The 15,596-nt window shown below is 43.4% G+C and carries 18 protein-coding genes; 10 read left to right on the top strand and 8 right to left on the bottom strand.

Going from position 1 to position 15,596, the window contains the following annotated elements; translation table 11 throughout:
• Position 1: 1 nt before the first annotated feature.
• From BMZ72_RS27255 to BMZ72_RS27245, 3 genes are all read right to left on the bottom strand, one after another.
• Entirely contained in the window at positions 2-364 is a 363-nt protein-coding gene (locus tag BMZ72_RS27255) for a DUF2200 domain-containing protein (protein ID WP_089813820.1), read from the bottom strand.
• A gap of 47 nt (positions 365-411) precedes the next feature.
• Complete coding sequence (locus BMZ72_RS27250; protein WP_089813033.1) at positions 412-1,371, bottom strand: glycoside hydrolase family 43 protein; 960 nt, start codon at positions 1,369-1,371, stop codon at positions 412-414.
• A 165-nt stretch (positions 1,372-1,536) separates the two neighbouring features.
• A complete protein-coding gene (locus BMZ72_RS27245) occupies positions 1,537-1,986 on the bottom strand; it encodes an SRPBCC family protein (RefSeq protein WP_089813031.1) in 450 nt (149 codons plus the stop codon).
• A gap of 213 nt (positions 1,987-2,199) precedes the next feature.
• Here BMZ72_RS27245 and BMZ72_RS27240 point away from each other — a divergent pair, with 213 nt between their 5' ends.
• From BMZ72_RS27240 to BMZ72_RS27225, 4 genes are all read left to right on the top strand, one after another.
• Positions 2,200-2,958, top strand: a complete 759-nt coding sequence (locus BMZ72_RS27240; RefSeq protein WP_089813029.1) for a methyltransferase domain-containing protein — start codon at positions 2,200-2,202, stop codon at positions 2,956-2,958.
• Between the two features lie 92 nt (positions 2,959-3,050).
• A complete protein-coding gene (locus BMZ72_RS27235) occupies positions 3,051-4,070 on the top strand; it encodes an SDR family NAD(P)-dependent oxidoreductase (protein ID WP_089813028.1) in 1,020 nt (339 codons plus the stop codon).
• 58 nt (positions 4,071-4,128) lie between these two features.
• Complete coding sequence (locus tag BMZ72_RS27230; protein ID WP_089813817.1) at positions 4,129-4,932, top strand: helix-turn-helix domain-containing protein; 804 nt, start codon at positions 4,129-4,131, stop codon at positions 4,930-4,932.
• A gap of 390 nt (positions 4,933-5,322) precedes the next feature.
• Positions 5,323-6,135, top strand: a complete 813-nt coding sequence (locus BMZ72_RS27225; protein ID WP_089813026.1) for a helix-turn-helix domain-containing protein — start codon at positions 5,323-5,325, stop codon at positions 6,133-6,135.
• A 27-nt stretch (positions 6,136-6,162) separates the two neighbouring features.
• Here BMZ72_RS27225 and BMZ72_RS27220 read toward each other — a convergent pair whose 3' ends face one another.
• The 3 genes from BMZ72_RS27220 to BMZ72_RS27210 form a co-directional block, all read right to left on the bottom strand.
• Positions 6,163-6,546 carry an Imm10 family immunity protein gene (locus BMZ72_RS27220; RefSeq protein WP_089813024.1) on the bottom strand — a complete coding sequence of 128 codons (384 nt, stop codon included), beginning with the start codon at positions 6,544-6,546 and terminating at the stop codon, positions 6,163-6,165.
• 156 nt (positions 6,547-6,702) lie between these two features.
• Positions 6,703-7,005: a hypothetical protein gene (locus BMZ72_RS27215; protein ID WP_089813022.1), complete on the bottom strand. Its 303-nt coding sequence runs from the start codon at positions 7,003-7,005 to the stop codon at positions 6,703-6,705.
• Positions 7,006-7,118: 113 nt separating this feature from the next.
• Entirely contained in the window at positions 7,119-7,385 is a 267-nt protein-coding gene (locus BMZ72_RS27210) for a hypothetical protein (RefSeq protein ID WP_089813021.1), read from the bottom strand.
• Positions 7,386-7,734: 349 nt separating this feature from the next.
• Here BMZ72_RS27210 and BMZ72_RS27205 point away from each other — a divergent pair, with 349 nt between their 5' ends.
• Entirely contained in the window at positions 7,735-8,229 is a 495-nt protein-coding gene (locus BMZ72_RS27205) for a hypothetical protein (protein ID WP_089813018.1), read from the top strand.
• A gap of 14 nt (positions 8,230-8,243) precedes the next feature.
• On the opposite strand, the gene BMZ72_RS27200 is transcribed toward BMZ72_RS27205, so the two are convergent.
• Positions 8,244-8,480, bottom strand: coding sequence for a VF530 family protein (locus BMZ72_RS27200; protein ID WP_089813016.1), 237 nt, complete (start codon positions 8,478-8,480; stop codon positions 8,244-8,246).
• Positions 8,481-8,815: 335 nt separating this feature from the next.
• Here BMZ72_RS27200 and rluF point away from each other — a divergent pair, with 335 nt between their 5' ends.
• The 3 genes from rluF to BMZ72_RS27185 all read left to right on the top strand — a co-directional run bounded on the left by rluF (position 8,816) and on the right by BMZ72_RS27185 (position 12,944).
• Positions 8,816-9,907 (top strand): 23S rRNA pseudouridine(2604) synthase RluF, encoded by a 1,092-nt coding sequence (rluF, locus tag BMZ72_RS27195; protein ID WP_089813014.1) that lies wholly within the window; start codon positions 8,816-8,818, stop codon positions 9,905-9,907.
• A 51-nt stretch (positions 9,908-9,958) separates the two neighbouring features.
• Positions 9,959-10,492 (top strand): DUF1877 family protein, encoded by a 534-nt coding sequence (locus BMZ72_RS27190; RefSeq protein ID WP_089813012.1) that lies wholly within the window; start codon positions 9,959-9,961, stop codon positions 10,490-10,492.
• Positions 10,493-10,721: 229 nt separating this feature from the next.
• On the top strand, positions 10,722-12,944 hold the full coding sequence (locus BMZ72_RS27185) for a hypothetical protein (RefSeq protein ID WP_089813010.1): 2,223 nt from the start codon (positions 10,722-10,724) through the stop codon (positions 12,942-12,944).
• 44 nt (positions 12,945-12,988) lie between these two features.
• Here BMZ72_RS27185 and BMZ72_RS27180 read toward each other — a convergent pair whose 3' ends face one another.
• Entirely contained in the window at positions 12,989-13,603 is a 615-nt protein-coding gene (locus BMZ72_RS27180) for a hypothetical protein (RefSeq protein ID WP_089813008.1), read from the bottom strand.
• Between the two features lie 150 nt (positions 13,604-13,753).
• Here BMZ72_RS27180 and BMZ72_RS27175 point away from each other — a divergent pair, with 150 nt between their 5' ends.
• The gene (locus BMZ72_RS27175; protein WP_089813006.1) at positions 13,754-14,947 is read left to right on the top strand and encodes a winged helix-turn-helix domain-containing protein; all 1,194 of its coding nucleotides are present in this window, start codon (positions 13,754-13,756) and stop codon (positions 14,945-14,947) included.
• Positions 14,948-14,974: 27 nt separating this feature from the next.
• The gene (locus BMZ72_RS27170) at positions 14,975-15,565 is read left to right on the top strand and encodes a Crp/Fnr family transcriptional regulator (protein WP_089813004.1); all 591 of its coding nucleotides are present in this window, start codon (positions 14,975-14,977) and stop codon (positions 15,563-15,565) included.
• Positions 15,566-15,596: the final 31 nt, after the last annotated feature.

Below are 15,596 nucleotides of genomic sequence, written 5' to 3'. Positions count from 1 at the left end.
TTTAACTGCGCAGGATCTTTTCCATCTTCCTGCCTTTCGCCAATTCGTCGACTAACTTATCAAGGTATCGGACTTTTTGTGTTAGTGGGTTATCGATCTCCTCTATGCGATATCCGCATATCATTCCGGTGATGAGATGTGCATTGGGGTGGAGTGAAGCGCGTTGGAAGAAGGTCGCAAAAGTTACCTTTTCATCTATCAGTTCCTGCAACTTAGCATTGTCGAAGCCTGTTAACCATGTTATGACCTGGTTTAACTCTTCTTTTGTTCTACCTTTTTTCTCCACCTTGGTAATATACATGGGATAGACGGATGCAAAGGTCATTTTTGCCATACGTTCATTGTGCGTGTTGGATGTTTCCATCATCTATATTTTGGTGGTCTGATTATGTCTACTGCTTTTGTGCTTTGCTATTTCTTCTGCAGCCATTGGAAGGAGACTGTATCTGCTACAAGGACTGCTGGTCCACCCTTTACATCTTTGAAAGACAGTTTCAGCAAACCGGTAGCACGTGGGGATACTTTTTCTTCAGAATGATGTGTATGCAGCACATAGTACATGTTATGCCTGCTGTCAGTGAATACATCTCCATGACCGCTGCCGCTATGTCCGATGTTATGTCTGCTGATGACCGGATTTCCTTCATACTTTTTCCATGGTCCGTAAGGGGATGTGGATGTTGCATATCCTACTGCATAGTCTTTGTTCCGGAAATCATTCGCAGAATAGATCAGATAATAAGTTTTCTTATGTTTTAATACGGTTGGTCCTTCTGTCACCGGCCAGTCTGATCCGGCTGTATTTTCCCATCCTTCGGTACCTGATATACATTCTTTTGCTGTGCCAGCCACTACGTCAGACAGGTCAGGTTTCATCTCTGTTACAAAGATCCGGTTACCATTCTGCAATTTGACATGGTAAAGGTATATTTTTCCATCATCATCAAAGAAAAGGAATGGATCGATCTGCTTGCCTGTCCCGCTGAGCGCTACGGGCTTGTCCTGTTTGAACGGTCCTGCCGGACTGGATGCTTTGGCGATCGCAATGTGTTCGTCGGCTGTGTATGCCATGTAATAAATGCCCTTATAGGTAATGATCTGTGGCGCCCAGAAACCTCCGGTGCCAAATGCATCACCACGCCGCAAGGCCAGGTCATCCGCGACTCCCTTTACTGATTCCCAGGTTTTCAGATCGTCTGATGTATATACAGGAAATCCCTGGTTACTTCCGGTTCCATACAGGTAATATTTTCCTTTATCCTTAAATATCGTGGGATCTGCAAGGAATACGGTGGGTTGTTGTGCCAGGCTTCTGGAAGCTACACCGGCCACAAGTAATGCGATGAAAAAAGATATCTTCAGGTTAGCCATACCTGTTAAAGATAATATTGAGATCGAATATTTTCAGAAAATAATATTGTCGTCCGCCGGTATGATAAGTTCAGTGTGCCTGTGTACGTGTATTCAATAAAATAGCCGCATATATCGTATGATATATGCGGCCTATGCTTTGTAATATATTGGTTACGGAAGATATCATGCATCCGGTATTTCCGGCTCTACTAATTTAGCCAGCTTTTCCAGTGATTCCTGCCAGCCCAGATAACACATCTCTGCGGGGATAGCGGCAGGGATTCCTTCCTGGGTAATCTTTACATCTGTACCTGCGATCGTTTTCTTTAACCAGACAGTCGTAATCATTTCTCCTGGCAGATTAGGATCGTCAAATTTATCCGTGTATTTCAAAAATTCATTGGGTTTGAGTTCTACATATTCTCCACCGAATGAATGACTGTTACCTGTTGTGAAATTCTGAAACGACATTTTAAAAGTGCCGCCGGTTTTTACATTCATTTCATGCACCGTGCAGACAAATCCGTAAGGAGGCAGCCATGAAGCCATTGCAGCGGCTTCTGTGAATGCACGGTATATTTTTTCAGGAGACGTTTTAAGGACTCTGTGTAGTGAAACAGAATTGTTTGACATAAAATGTATTTTTGTTCCTACTCATCTGGCTTTTCGGCTTCGCCCGTTTTTTGAGTGGTCGCTGCTCCACCTGGTTTATTGCTTGACGTTGATAGAACAAAGGTGACAGGAAAATTTGGTTTTGATGGAGGTTGTATGCGACATTATAAGGGGGGATTTTCGACCTGAACAGATGACTTTAACAGACATTTATCTTTTATAAAAACCACAGATATGCCCTGGAATCCTGATGTATATAACCAGTTCAAAGAGAAAAGATCGGCTCCCTTTCATGACCTTATCAGCCATATTCACGCAGCTCCGGGTCTGCGTATGATCGATCTGGGCTGTGGAACCGGCGAATTGACAAAAGTACTTGCTGATAAATTTCCTGAAAGCCAGGTATTAGGTATTGATAGTTCTGCAGAGATGCTGGCGAAGGCGCCACAACAGGATAACATTTCTTTTGCGCAGCGGTCGGTCGAGGCGCAGGTAGCGTTACCTGATAAATGGGATGTGATCGTTGCGAATGCCTCATTGCAGTGGGTGGAAGACCATGCTGTACTTTTTCCGCAAATCATTTCCAAATTATTGCCTGGCGGACAATTAGCGGTACAGATGCCCTCACAGCCGGAAAATGTTCTCAATCAGCTGCTCTATAAACTCGTGCATGAAAGTCCCTATTATGATGTATTGAAGGACGCTATACGTCATTCGCCCGTCCTGTCACTGGATGACTATACGACCTTGTTGTTTGGTAATGGTGCGAGAGAGGTGTTGGTGTATCAGAAGGTATATCCGATCGTTGCTCAGTCTGTTGAGACCTTGTATGAATTTATATCGGGGTCTGCTTTGGTGCCTTATATGGAAAGGCTGGAAGAGCCTTTGCAATCAGATTTTGTGCGTGTGTTTAAGGAACGAATCGCTCAATATTATCCAACATCACCAATGGTATATGCTTTTAAACGAATTATACTGGTAGCCGGTTTTTAATGCTGGTCCTGCAAACAAAGTGAATCAGGGCTTTAAAACAAAGTCGCCTGCTCAGGAGTGCGCTACATTTGTATCAACAAAACAAAAATACAATGATACAGAACAACAATCAGGGCGCACTCCAGCATCCACTCGGTACAGGCTTCAACGCCCAGTCAACCACTTCAGATGTTATCAAAGGTATTGATCTTACAGGTAAGATCGCTATCGTGACAGGCGGTAATGCCGGCATTGGTGTAGAAACCACAAAGACATTGGTTAGTGCAGGTGCTACTGTGATCGTTCCTGCGAGGGATGTTGAAAAGGCAGGAAAGAACCTTGAAGGTATTCCACATGTGGAGATAGAGGCACTGGATTTTATGGAGCCTGCTTCCATTGATGCCTTTGCCGAAAAGTTTCTTCGCTCCGGCAGACCATTACATCTGCTCATTAATAATGCAGGTATTATGTGGGTACCATTACGCAAAGATGCGCGTGGCATAGAATCTCAGTTTGTTACCAATTATATCGGTCAGTTTCATTTGACGGCAAGGCTCTGGCCTGCGCTGAAACAGGCAAATGGCGCACGTGTGGTAAATGTATCTTCTCTTGGGCACCACATGGGGAATATCGATTTTAACGATCCGAATTTTGAGCATCGCGATTATGAGACACTGGTGGCCTATGGTCAATCCAAAACAGCCAGTAATCTGTTTGCGCTGGAGCTGGACAATCGGGGTAAAGACTACCATGTACGGGCATATGCGGTGCATCCCGGTTCTATTGGCGGTACTGAATTAGCGCGTGAGGCGCCTGTGGAACTCTTCCAGCAAATGGGTTTCCTGGATGAAAACGGTCAGTTACGTCCTGAAGTCCTGGCTTCATTAAAAACAATTCCACAGGGGGCTGCAACTACAGTATGGGCAGCTACGAGTCCGCTGCTCAATGATCTTGGCGGTGTATACTGTGAAGATGGCGACGTGGCAGAGTTATTATCTTCTGATCCTGCTGTTACGGGTAATGCTAAATTTCACCAGAGCGGTGTTATGCAGTATTCACTGGATGAGCATAGTGCAAAAAGGCTGTGGGTAATGAGTGAAAAGATGACAGGCATTGCATTTGATGTCAAATAAGTATAACGACGCATGACATCCTAAGGAGGTGAATTGCTCATCCGAAAACATGCAGGACATGGAACATCAGTCGATGTATTTAACGCCGGATATCAAAGTTTCCAGTTACGAGGACAAGTTGTCTAAAACAGAAATAGTGTTTGATCATCATATGCTGGTCTGGTTTATTGCCGGAGAAACAAAGATCATTCAGGCGGATACCTGTTATACATTTAAGCCCGGAGACATTTTTCTGGTTCCCCGTAATCAGCTGGCGACGGTCATCAATTATCCAACCAATAACCAGCCACATAAAGCGGTTGTCATGCATCTTTCAACCGTCAGACTCCGGCAGTTTTATGATGGATTAGATATTGATACTTCCCTTGGCAGAACTGGTAAGATCAGGCGTTTTCGTAATCATCCGCTACTGGAGAGCTGCTTTGCTTCGTTGCTCCCATACTTTGAGCTGAAGGAGCTTCCAGCGGATATTGCTACTATAAAAATTACAGAAGCTATCAGCATATTGCGCCTGATCGATAAGGATATCGATAGTGAGCTGGCCAACTTTGAACAGCCGGGAAGGATTGATCTTGTTGATTTTATGGAGCGAAATTATATGTTCAATATGCCCCTCGAACGCTTTGGTTATCTCACCGGCAGAAGTCTGAGTACCTTTAAGCGTGACTTTAAAAAGGCATTTGATGTATCACCGCAAAGATGGCTCACGCAGAAAAGACTGGAACTCGCGTATGTCCACTTTACGGAGAAAAAACTGCGACCAGCAGAAGTGTACTACCAGGTTGGATTTGAAAACCTATCCCATTTCTCCTACGCTTTTAAAAAGCATTTCGGATATACTCCAAAGGATTTGATTTCCTAGGGCAATAGTGCCGCTATATCATCCGATTTTGTGATTGTATAATGTATTTGAATTGTTACAGTAAAAGGGCGATAATGGCGGTCTGTTATCCGGTATCGTCGTCATTACCAGGAGTAAAAAAGAGGCTGTGGACAAGGCAGCGGCAGCAGTGAGCGTAAATGGCCTGATTGCTGGTCAGGGTAAATAGGGAATGGAGCGCTGCCGCCCTTGTTGTCTTTGTTAAGCGGTTCAGGGAAGTAGCGTTGTGGGATAAAGTAGGGGTTGGGTCAAGGAGAAGGTCTTCCGAACAAAGCAAAGTTGGTCTTATAAACAAAGTTAAATCATGACAGAACCCCTACATTTGTTATGTGCTTCTTCAATATGGAGGGCGGTCAGTATAAACTTTAGCATATGGAATATCAGGCTAAATACATCACGGAAGATATTAAGTTATCCTGCTACCAGGACAAGTTCTTCAAATCGGATATTATATTCGAGCATCACATGCTGATCTGGTTTATATCAGGGGAGACGAAGATCGTACAGGCGGAAGGAACGTATATGTTTCAGAAAGGTGATATTTTTCTGATACCGAGAAACCAGCTGGCTACGATCATCAACTATCCTAAAGATGGTTTGCCGCATCAGACGGTTGTTATGCACCTGACGACAGACTGGCTGCGTAGCTTTTACGATAAGCTTCAGGTAAAACCTAAGACGGTTGCGGCGCAGAAGATCCGTCATTATAACAATCATCCACTGCTGCAAAGTTGTCTGTCCTCGCTCATACCTTACTTTGATATGACGGAGCTGCCTGAAAATATTGCCAATTTAAAGATCATGGAAGCCGTTAGTATATTACGGTCCATTGATCCGGGCCTGGATAATATGCTGGCGAACTTTGAGGAGCCAGGTAAGATCAACCTGACGGATTATATGGAGAAGAACTTTATGTTCAACATGCCGATGGAGCGATTTGGCTATCTTACGGGTAGAAGTCTGACCACCTTTAAACGGGATTTTAAGAAGGCTTTTGATACCACACCACAGAAGTGGCTGACAAGGAAGCGTCTGGAACTGGCCCATTACCATCTGCTGGAGAAAAAAAGGAAACCGATTGATGTTTGTTATGAAGTTGGCTTTGAGAACCTTTCACACTTCTCATTCGCATTTAAAAAACATTTCGGCTATCCGCCAACTGAGCTGCTGGGAGCGAGGAGTTAGCAGGTAAGAGTGTCTGGATAGTGGCATTTAATGCCTGTTATCCAATAAGTGATCTCCCATTATTGCCTGTAGGTATTCGTCAAATCCTTCTTCTTCTTCAACTTCGGAAATATCGATCACAACTTTCTCCAGATCACCTGTTATGCTGGTATCTAAAACGAAAGTTATCTCCTGTTTATCCAGGATGACCTGTTTGCAAACCTTATAGGCGGCATTTTCCTGCCCATTTATTTCAAAATAGTGCCCATCCATAACTGTTTCCTTATCCTGGTCGCTGAAGGTAAATGCTTTCTGCAGCAGGATATAATTTTCGAAGTCGTATTCATCATCTGCCAGGCCTATCATAAAGAACTGGTCTTCTTCATTTTTCTCCGCGGATGCTACAGCTGCCTTAAAACTGATCGTATTCATGGTTTACGTTTGTTGAGATTAGGCGATAGGTCTTCGCCTGCAATAGCCAAAGGTAACTAATTGTAGTTAAGGGGAGGTATGTTTAATGGGGCTGTGTTTGACAGGTGAGATTTGTGGAGGATTGATATTAACAGATAGCCGGGGAGTTGGGCATTTCTATGCATACTCGGCCCGGTAAGAAAATTCCTGAATATGTACCCGGATCATATAGACCAGTTTTTTATGGAACCAGTCAATTGTTGGGAGGTTTCTGTTTATTGCGATATATTCCAGTGCTTTTCCTTCCAGTATCTGCCTGAGCTTATCTGTATATTTTTTTGTCCATAACTGGAAAGTATTCTCGTTTTTTCGTCTATCTACGTCTTTAATGGAGAAGATGAATTCGGTGTAGATGGAGTTTACAAAGAGATTTGCGGCTTCATCAAATTTGTTCAGGAGATTTTCAGCGTGACTAAGCATTAGCGTGTGATTTATTTATAAAATGATAAGTTGTCTTAAATGGTTTAGGATACTTTGTGGGCCGGTGAAGTATCGATATGATTGGGGATTTATTGTTTTAGCGGATAAAAGCTTTACTCAAGTATCCACAATGGATTATCGCTATTGGTGCTGTACAACATGATTTCCTCTTCCGTCATTTCCAGGCGGAACAGGCTTTCGTTTGCAATTTGTTTTGATACCTGCAGATAGAAAACCCCATCTAACATATGGATCGCAATGGGAATAGTGGCGCGGCGGTCCAGCAAAAGTGCGTTGTCTGAAAACCTGAATTTATGTTGTCCGGTCTTTTCGTAATAGGCTCTGCTATATAAACGTGCGTATATATCACTGATGGTCATAGTTAAAACTTTTAATGACAGGAAAAGGAGAAATAATAAGGACGCAGATTAGATATGTGAAATATCGATCTTTAGAAATCTAAACGTTAAGAAACGTTCGATTGAAAAAAGTAGGTAGTAAAAGAAGGTTATAAAGGAAATCTATTACTAATGACGATGAACTCAAACCTTTGATCTTCTTAAAGGTATGGATTATTATTTCGCCTGCCTAATTTAATTCCTGCTGCCTGAGCTGGTACAAAATAACGTTGCAACTTATAAATATCAGGAGTTATGGATATATTGTCATTTGTACATTTCCGGCCTTTAAACAGGTGTTTGTGCTTTTGTATTCGTACCTTTCGGGGCTATGATATTAAGCGAACAGGAAAAAACGGTCATTTTTGATAAATGTGTTGCCTTTCTCAACCATGTAGGTATTCCCACTTTTTTTCGAAGTATTAACCATGACAGTTTTTTACCGGGGTTTCTGATTGAAAATGGTACACTTGTTATAGATAAGGATGCTTTGCAATATCCGGGCGATATTCTGCATGAGGCAGGTCATATAGCGGTTGTACCTGCTGCTGATCGTCCACGTTTGTCAGAGGGAGGTATCATTAAAAGGAGAAACAGGGAAGCAGAAGAGGTTATGGCTATTGCCTGGTCTTATGCTGCCTGTATGCATCTTGAGATAGATCCTGCCTATGTATTCCATGCAGATGGCTACAGAGGTGGCAGTAGTAGTATCATGGAGAGTTGTGATAAGAACGAATATGTGGGCATGTTAATGTTAAAGAGCGTTGGCATGGCGGCGGCTGATAACAGTTTATATCCTCAAATGGCCAAATGGCTACGGGACTGATCCGTAAGAACGGTTTATTTTAATTTCCCCTCTTTCAAGGCATTTTTATAGAAGTCTTCCACCTTCGTTCTTGCCCAGGGTGTTTTCCGCAGAAATTTTAAGCTGGATTGTATAGATGGGTTGCTGATAAAGCAATTGATCCGTATCTGATATCCCAGTTCATCCCATCCGTAGCTGTCTACGAGTTGTGTGATGATTTTTTCGAGTGTTATGCCGTGTAGCGGATCTTTTGATTTATTCCCTGTTTCCATATGCTGTTGTTTCTAGGGCAAAGATACTGTACAGCATACAAAACGGCTGTGAGAAATCTGATAGCCTGTGTTTTTCCGGTTTTGTCTCTCCTGGGGCAGGTCTGGTTTTGCATCAGCTATTGCTTAAAATTGACAGGTTATTCGATGAGAATGATGTATTTATGTTTAATGACATGTACAATTTATTGATAGTTATATTTAAATGAACCTACGGGTATTATTCCCCTGCTGTATACCATTGTCAGATAAAGGAACTGCGCAAGATGCTTTTTTCCCTTCAATTAACGACCTTTGTGCCCGGAAGGCATTGGCCCCCATTTAAAAATAAGAGATCATTGGACCAATCAATCAGTTTAAACAAATTTATTAGTGATACCGGATATTGTTCACGTCGTGAGGCAGACAATCTCATCACCTCCGGGCGGGTATTATTGAATGATCGGCCGGCTGTTTTGGGTAACCGTTACAAACCCGGAGACACGGTAGAAGTGGATGGTAGCCTTATCACAGCTGCCAAAAAAGAGAAACGTGTATACCTGGCACTTAATAAACCGCCTGGTATTACTACGACCACTGAATTGCACATCAAGGATAATATCATCAGTTTTGTAAATTATCCACAGCGAATATTCCCGATCGGCCGTCTTGATAAAGACTCCGAGGGGCTGATTTTCCTCACTAATGATGGGGATATCATCAATAAGATACTAAGGGCTGCTAACAATCACGAGAAAGAATATGTCGTAAGGGTAAACAAGCCCATCGATACTGCTTTTTTGCAACAGATGTCGCAGGGTGTACCGATCCTGGATACCCGTACCCTTCCCTGTAAAGTGCAGATGACGGGCCGTCAGACCTTTCGCATAACGCTTACGCAGGGTCTTAACCGGCAGATCAGGCGGATGTGTGAATATTTAGGTTACACGGTCGTTGGTTTGCAACGTGTGCGTATTATGAATGTGCGGCTCGATAAATTGCCTCTGGGTAAATGGCGCTACCTCAGTGATGCGGAGATCGCATTTATAAAAGAAAGTGTGGCGGATTCCAGTAAGGTCAGTGGTGAAAGCAAGCCATCCAAAGCGCGTAAGAAGGATGCGGGACCTGTCGAAGAGAACGAACATCCACGAACTGGTTTTATTCCGAAAAGCAAGTCATCCGGAGGGCGTAAACAGACTGCATCATCTACTCAACGCAAAGAACAGCAGGAACCTGCTTTTGCGCCTAAAAACAAGCCTTCGGGCGGGCGTAAGCATAAGTCCGCAGACAGGGATAACAAACCTCAAACGGGCAAACCGGCAGAGAAATCGTGGAAGAAAGAAAATCCTGTGCAGAAATCCACTGGTTCCCACAGGGGAAAGCCGGCAGGTGCGGCGAATAACACAGGTAGAGGAAAAGAGAAAAAGGACGGCAGGAGAGGACGGCGGTAAAATCTGTCAAAATGATTTTTTTCCGTAGTTTTGCTCCCCAAAATTTGTAGTATGAGTCAGAGCATAACGTTATACCGTATATCTCAGGAGAGTTTTGAGGTAATGAAGGCAAATCCGGAAGGAACAGTTATCCTGGATATCTCCAAAGAGAATATTGTTTTTCCGCAAACTTTTGAAGGGTTGAAATTTGTTTTATCTAAAGAGCAGGATGACGATACTGTCTCCTTGCTGGAACAGCTATTTTATCCTGAAACTTATGTAGGAAAAGAGATCGATCTGGATGAACTGGAGATGTTGTCAGAGGATATCGATTTTGAAGCTACTGCTATCTATTATAACGATACTGATGATGTTGCAGATATGCATACTGTCTTAAGTAGTATTTCCCTTGAGCAGTTTCACAAGCTGTATGATGCAAATGAGCTCAATGAAAATCAAATTTATCCGAATAACGTCTGGATCGAAGAAGGCGAGGAGGACAGAGCATTTACCCGTGAGCATCTGGCAAGGGAATTTACTGACCTGAAGAGTTTTATGGCAGCAGCGAAGGCAGATAACGATTATGTGCTGTCTTTAGTAAGATAGTTGTCCGGTCAAAGGAGTATTCAGACACTCATCATAAAAGATATATAAGAAGATAAACCCGCACTACGGTGTAACCAGAAGCAGCTGACTTTTGGCCTACTCCATAGGGCGGGTTTCCTGTTTTGTTAAGTGCCTCACTTTCTTCATACTATCTCCATTACTGTTTTAGTGAATATTATAGAATTTTATATTTTATGCATAAGTTGTGTCTACAGTCCAATAGTATTCGATGGAAAAACATAAAAATATTCCTTTAGCTGCCGTCTGGAATGCAGAATGGAAAGAATGGATGCTGGGGGAACAAAACGAACAGGGAGAGAAGATTGGTATATGGCACGCATGGCATATAGATGGGCATCATTGTGCTACAGCAGACTATGGTGATGGTATTCCCCCTTTCTTAAATAAACGTTTTCATCCTGATGGTACGCTTGCGCAGCAGGGGTACTGGCTTGGCGGAAATAAATGGATAGGTTGTTATCGCTGGATTAAAAGTGAGCATGCCACACCTGAATATTTCCCTGGTGGTTATACCAAAGGCAATGCGCTGATATGGGCAATAGAATATGATTATACCGAGGAAGGAACTGCATACAATGCCCGGCGTTATTTTGACAGACAATACCATCCGGTTACAGAAAAAGGTGCTCCTTTGCCTGAGCGTCCTTCAACAGTTCCTACCCGTGCCTGTTTCGTGGATGCAAATAGTTCAAAGCAGCTCCTGTCACATTGGGTAATGAGTGAATTTGATCCCTGGAAGAACAGGTATACCGGTGAATATGCAGAGTGGGATATGGCCGGCAATTTGTTGTTAAAAAGGCATTATAACCGGGATACCGGTATGCCGGAAGAAGCATTCATAGCTGATGTGGTACCTGAAAAGATCAGCTATGATTATTATCAGCATACCGATCCTCCGGTACTCCGACATAGCAGACATTATGCCTACAATGGCAATGATTATAAGCAACTGTACTTTGATGAGGAAGGAAAGCTGCTTTACTTTGTCCGCCAGCAATATATCCCCAACCTGCTGACCCGAAAATATTACAATGACATACTGGTCTATGAAATTGTACACATCCCGGGTGATGCGAAGCAAGTACCAGTGAGCGTAAAGTACTTTTACCCTGATGGCGCTATCCTCATAGACTACCATTCTAACGGTGACGGTACCGGTAACTGGTGCATGTATGATGAAACAGGAGCAGCCTTACTGACGATGCGACTGGATAAAGAAGCATTTGTTAATGAGAAGCACAGATGGGATTATTTTATACCTGGATCGACTTTAGATCCGGTACATACGACTATTGCATCTTATTTAGATGCGATTATCCGAAACTTCGGGAAGGAATATGAGCAGTATCTGATCAGCAACAGTATTAAATCATTGCCTGTACCCGATTACCTTCAAAAAGAGCTGGACAAGATAGACTGGAAGCGTATTGAAACTTCGAATGGAGCAGGAGAGGAGTTGCCGGCGGAAATAAACGGCGTGTTATCCGGAGATGATGAAATTGCGACAGCAGCTGCAAAGTGGATCTGGTGGAAGATCGCATATCAGGGAGATGTTTTTGAAGCGACTTATACGACAGCGACGATACTGGCCCGTATGTTACCTTATTGTATGCATACCCCGGTCGTAGCAGCGCGTTTATTCGGTTTTTTATATGAGATAATGATACAACCGAATATTCGCAGAGATGGATATGAGGAGATGATATCATCCATGGCATTTTTGATCCCACAGCTATTGCAACGGGCCGGAGCTAAAGAACCAATAATCGCCCGTCAGGCCCAATGTATACTGATACATGTCGGTAAGAATCAGCCGGAAACAATGGGTTTCCTGCAAACGGAATGGCAGGATACTAATTATACGATAGCGCGGAGAGCCCATGCGCTGTTTTGTTTAGGAAGGCTGTATGAGTTGACAGACGAAACAGAAAAAATGGAAGCTGATCTGAAGCCTGCATTTGAGGCAGTGACAGATGAGTTGCTACAGCTGATAATAGCCATTATTCTGGTTAGAAACGCAGATAATAATGCAGCTGATAGCTGGGTAATGTGTATAATAAATGCTTTGTCCAGTGGAGGAGAGACCATCACTCAGCTTGCACATATGCAGCCTTTTATAGGGGAAGATGGTGTACCGCAATACCTGATAGATGTATTGTATAACACAAATGGTACTGCATTGGCAAAACATATCAGATCGTTGATGATGGCACTACCTTCATCTGAGTTGTCACATCAGCAGGCATTGATGCAGGCGATCTGTTCAGCCTTATTTTCACCTGGCTATTTTGAAATGAAAGAGGTGCTACCTGAGATCGGGAATGCATTACGTGCATTGACGGAGTTAGCGGAGAAAGTGCCGGCGTTTATTAAAGCGCATAGTGAGGTGTTGAAGTTGTATGATGTGCGCTTAGGTCAAGCCTACTCTTAGAGCAGGCTTGATCGTTTAATATAGTTTAGCCATTCTTGTGCCGGCTATGAACGTTTTTTCGCCCCTGTCGGTATCTGCCCTTGTTTAAAAGCTTTTTGCTGCTCTTTATTAGCCAGGTCCATAGAGAAGTTTTCCCATTTACCATCTGCATTTAATACTGCACAATTCCAGTCGCCGTCAGCGTCATCAGGGAACTGCCATAAAATATGATAGCCTTCTTCATTGGTGAATCCTTCTTCGTCAGCCTGCAGGATCCCCTTCACTTTTTCCCATATGCAGGTCTGCACAGTCGTGATAATATCATAATTATCATCTTCCATGGCTATCGGCAACAACCTGAAGGCATAAATAACCTGTACGCGGTCAAAGAAACTATTCAGCCATTTAGCGGCGCTGGCTGGTTGGAAATCAAGGATGCTTGCCCTGAATTCGTCCAGTTCTTCTTTGCCCATTCCGTCACCTGTAACGGCATCCCGCTCAATTACGGCCAGGAGTTTATTCTTTTCATTCTTTAATTCGATATGCGTCCACTTTTCGGGCTGCTCATTTTTGAGGGCATCCACTTTGGCGCTAAGGCCGTCTTCGTCCAGTGCTTCTAAAATATCATCTAAATGAATATCCGGATTTTCCGTCCCCAGAATGCGTATATAGTAACTCATGTTTGCGAAAGTAGAATGAAAGTTGTTTCCGGCCAAATGTCAGCCAGGTATTGAAGGAGGCCAGATGATAGGTACTGTTAGTCATATTATCTGGTGAGTCTGGCAGATAGTTGATGATCTGTTAATGCAAATACTGTTTATTTTAGTGTAATGGAATCTATTGTTCTTACAAAGCAACAGGCGCGAAAGATCATTCTGGAAGCTGCCGGTCTGGCCCGAAAGGCACAGTTCGGGACTGGCGCTGAGGCTGTTTATCAGGTAATTGATCATTTAGGCTTTGTGCAGCTGGATACGAACTACGTCGTAGAGCGTGCCCATCATCATGTAATGGCGGCACGTATACCTGATTATCAGCTGGAATGGCTGACAGATCTTTGTGAGGATGGCCGTGTCTTTGAATATATGACATCGGACGCCGGCTTTCTGCCCATGCACGACTTCCGTTTCTCATTGCCCGTAAAGGAAGCTTTTAAAGTACATAGCAGACCATTTACCCAGGCGGAACAGAAGCTGATGAGAGAAATTTTGGACCAGGTAGAACGGGATGGGCCGGTTAAGGTAGGCGATTTTGAAAATGATCGTCAGGAGGCCAGTTCTGGCTGGTGGGACTGGCGGCCCGCAAAAGTGGTGCTTGAAAGGTTATATTTCACCGGGAGTCTGATGATCAGCCGGACGAAAGCTTTTCAGAAGATTTATGACCTGCCGATTAATCTGGTGCCGCAGGATACAGATGTAAGTGTACCCACTGACGAAGAATATGCCCGTTTTGTCATCCGGCGTACGTTGGGAGCACTTGGTATTGCATCCGCGAAAGAAATAGCCTGGCGTGCCCGTCGTGTGAAAGGGAACCTGGTTAAAAAGCAACTGGAGATAATGACGTCTTCTAAGGAGTTAAAAAGAGTGACGGTGGACGATCTTAAAGGTCCATTCTATATGCTTCCCGGTCAGAAAACTAACATACAGCTATCCAACGATGTTTTTATCCTGTCTCCATTTGATGTGCTGAATGTGTTCCGTCACCGGTTGAAGGACTTTTTCAATTTTGATTATCAGATCGAATGTTTTGTACCTGCTCCCAAACGCCTGTACGGTTATTTTTCATTACCCATACTTGCAGGTGAGACGTTTATAGCCAGAATGGATGCCAAGGCCGATCGTAAGCAAAAGGAGCTGATCGTGCACAATCTTCATTTTGAAGCGGTTGATCTTGATAAAAGCACGATTGAGAAATTGATCCAGGCCTTAAAAGCATTCGTTCGATTCAATAAATGCCGGACTATCACATTCACTAAGTCTAATAAGAAGACCTATTTGCAGGCCATCCGCAAAGGCTTATCTGAATAGGTGGATAATTGTAATTTTTTGCACATCATGGAAGAAAAAGACCTTAATGTTTTAAGAACGGCTATACAGCGGTTTTTACCAATAACCGATGAAGAATGGGAACTATTAACACCAGATATCCGTTACCGCTCACTGGAAAGAGGGGAGAAATGGATTGATGAAGGGCAACGGGAGCAGGATTTCGGCATCGTGCTTGAAGGAAATATGCGGCATTATTATACCCGTGACGGTGAGGAGAAGACAACCTATTTCTACTTTGAACATCATTTTATCAGTTCTTATTTTAGTGCGATAACAGCTAAACCATCCAGGTTAACTATCGAGGCATTGACAGATTGCAGATTGCTTGCTTTCTCCTATAAACACCTGCAATCTCTTTATGATCAATCCCCGAAATGGGAGCGGTTTGGGCGGCTCGTCGCAGAGTATATTGCTATGGGGTTAGAGGAACGTATGGCAGGACTACTCATGTTGAGTCCGGAAGAGCGCTATCTGGAATTGTTGGAGGGTAATAAACAAAAGATCGTCGAGCGGATTCCCCAACATTATATTGCTAACTATCTGGGCGTCACGCCGGTGAGTCTGAGCCGGATCCGTAGCCGTGTACAAAAAAAATAGCAGCTCCTGTTTTTATTATCTTTTGTTAACG

The organism is Chitinophaga sp. YR627 (assembly GCF_900114995.1).
Classification (GTDB): domain Bacteria; phylum Bacteroidota; class Bacteroidia; order Chitinophagales; family Chitinophagaceae; genus Chitinophaga.
Note: the sequence above shows the minus strand (reverse complement) of the source record. Positions and strands in the feature narration are given on the sequence as shown.

Coding starts and splice junctions, on each gene's coding strand:
- BMZ72_RS27215 (WP_089813022.1), bottom strand. CDS start 7,005: ATGCTTAGTCACGCTGAAAATCTCCTGAACAAATTTGATGAAGCCGCA.
- BMZ72_RS27240 (WP_089813029.1), top strand. CDS start 2,200: ATGCCCTGGAATCCTGATGTATATAACCAGTTCAAAGAGAAAAGATCG.
- BMZ72_RS27235 (WP_089813028.1), top strand. CDS start 3,051: ATGATACAGAACAACAATCAGGGCGCACTCCAGCATCCACTCGGTACA.
- BMZ72_RS27190 (WP_089813012.1), top strand. CDS start 9,959: ATGAGTCAGAGCATAACGTTATACCGTATATCTCAGGAGAGTTTTGAG.
- BMZ72_RS27205 (WP_089813018.1), top strand. CDS start 7,735: ATGATATTAAGCGAACAGGAAAAAACGGTCATTTTTGATAAATGTGTT.
- BMZ72_RS27220 (WP_089813024.1), bottom strand. CDS start 6,546: ATGAATACGATCAGTTTTAAGGCAGCTGTAGCATCCGCGGAGAAAAAT.
- BMZ72_RS27175 (WP_089813006.1), top strand. CDS start 13,754: ATGGAATCTATTGTTCTTACAAAGCAACAGGCGCGAAAGATCATTCTG.
- BMZ72_RS27180 (WP_089813008.1), bottom strand. CDS start 13,603: ATGAGTTACTATATACGCATTCTGGGGACGGAAAATCCGGATATTCAT.
- BMZ72_RS27185 (WP_089813010.1), top strand. CDS start 10,722: ATGGAAAAACATAAAAATATTCCTTTAGCTGCCGTCTGGAATGCAGAA.
- BMZ72_RS27225 (WP_089813026.1), top strand. CDS start 5,323: ATGGAATATCAGGCTAAATACATCACGGAAGATATTAAGTTATCCTGC.
- BMZ72_RS27200 (WP_089813016.1), bottom strand. CDS start 8,480: ATGGAAACAGGGAATAAATCAAAAGATCCGCTACACGGCATAACACTC.
- BMZ72_RS27170 (WP_089813004.1), top strand. CDS start 14,975: ATGGAAGAAAAAGACCTTAATGTTTTAAGAACGGCTATACAGCGGTTT.
- BMZ72_RS27230 (WP_089813817.1), top strand. CDS start 4,129: ATGGAACATCAGTCGATGTATTTAACGCCGGATATCAAAGTTTCCAGT.
- BMZ72_RS27245 (WP_089813031.1), bottom strand. CDS start 1,986: ATGTCAAACAATTCTGTTTCACTACACAGAGTCCTTAAAACGTCTCCT.
- BMZ72_RS27255 (WP_089813820.1), bottom strand. CDS start 364: ATGGAAACATCCAACACGCACAATGAACGTATGGCAAAAATGACCTTT.
- BMZ72_RS27250 (WP_089813033.1), bottom strand. CDS start 1,371: ATGGCTAACCTGAAGATATCTTTTTTCATCGCATTACTTGTGGCCGGT.
- BMZ72_RS27210 (WP_089813021.1), bottom strand. CDS start 7,385: ATGACCATCAGTGATATATACGCACGTTTATATAGCAGAGCCTATTAC.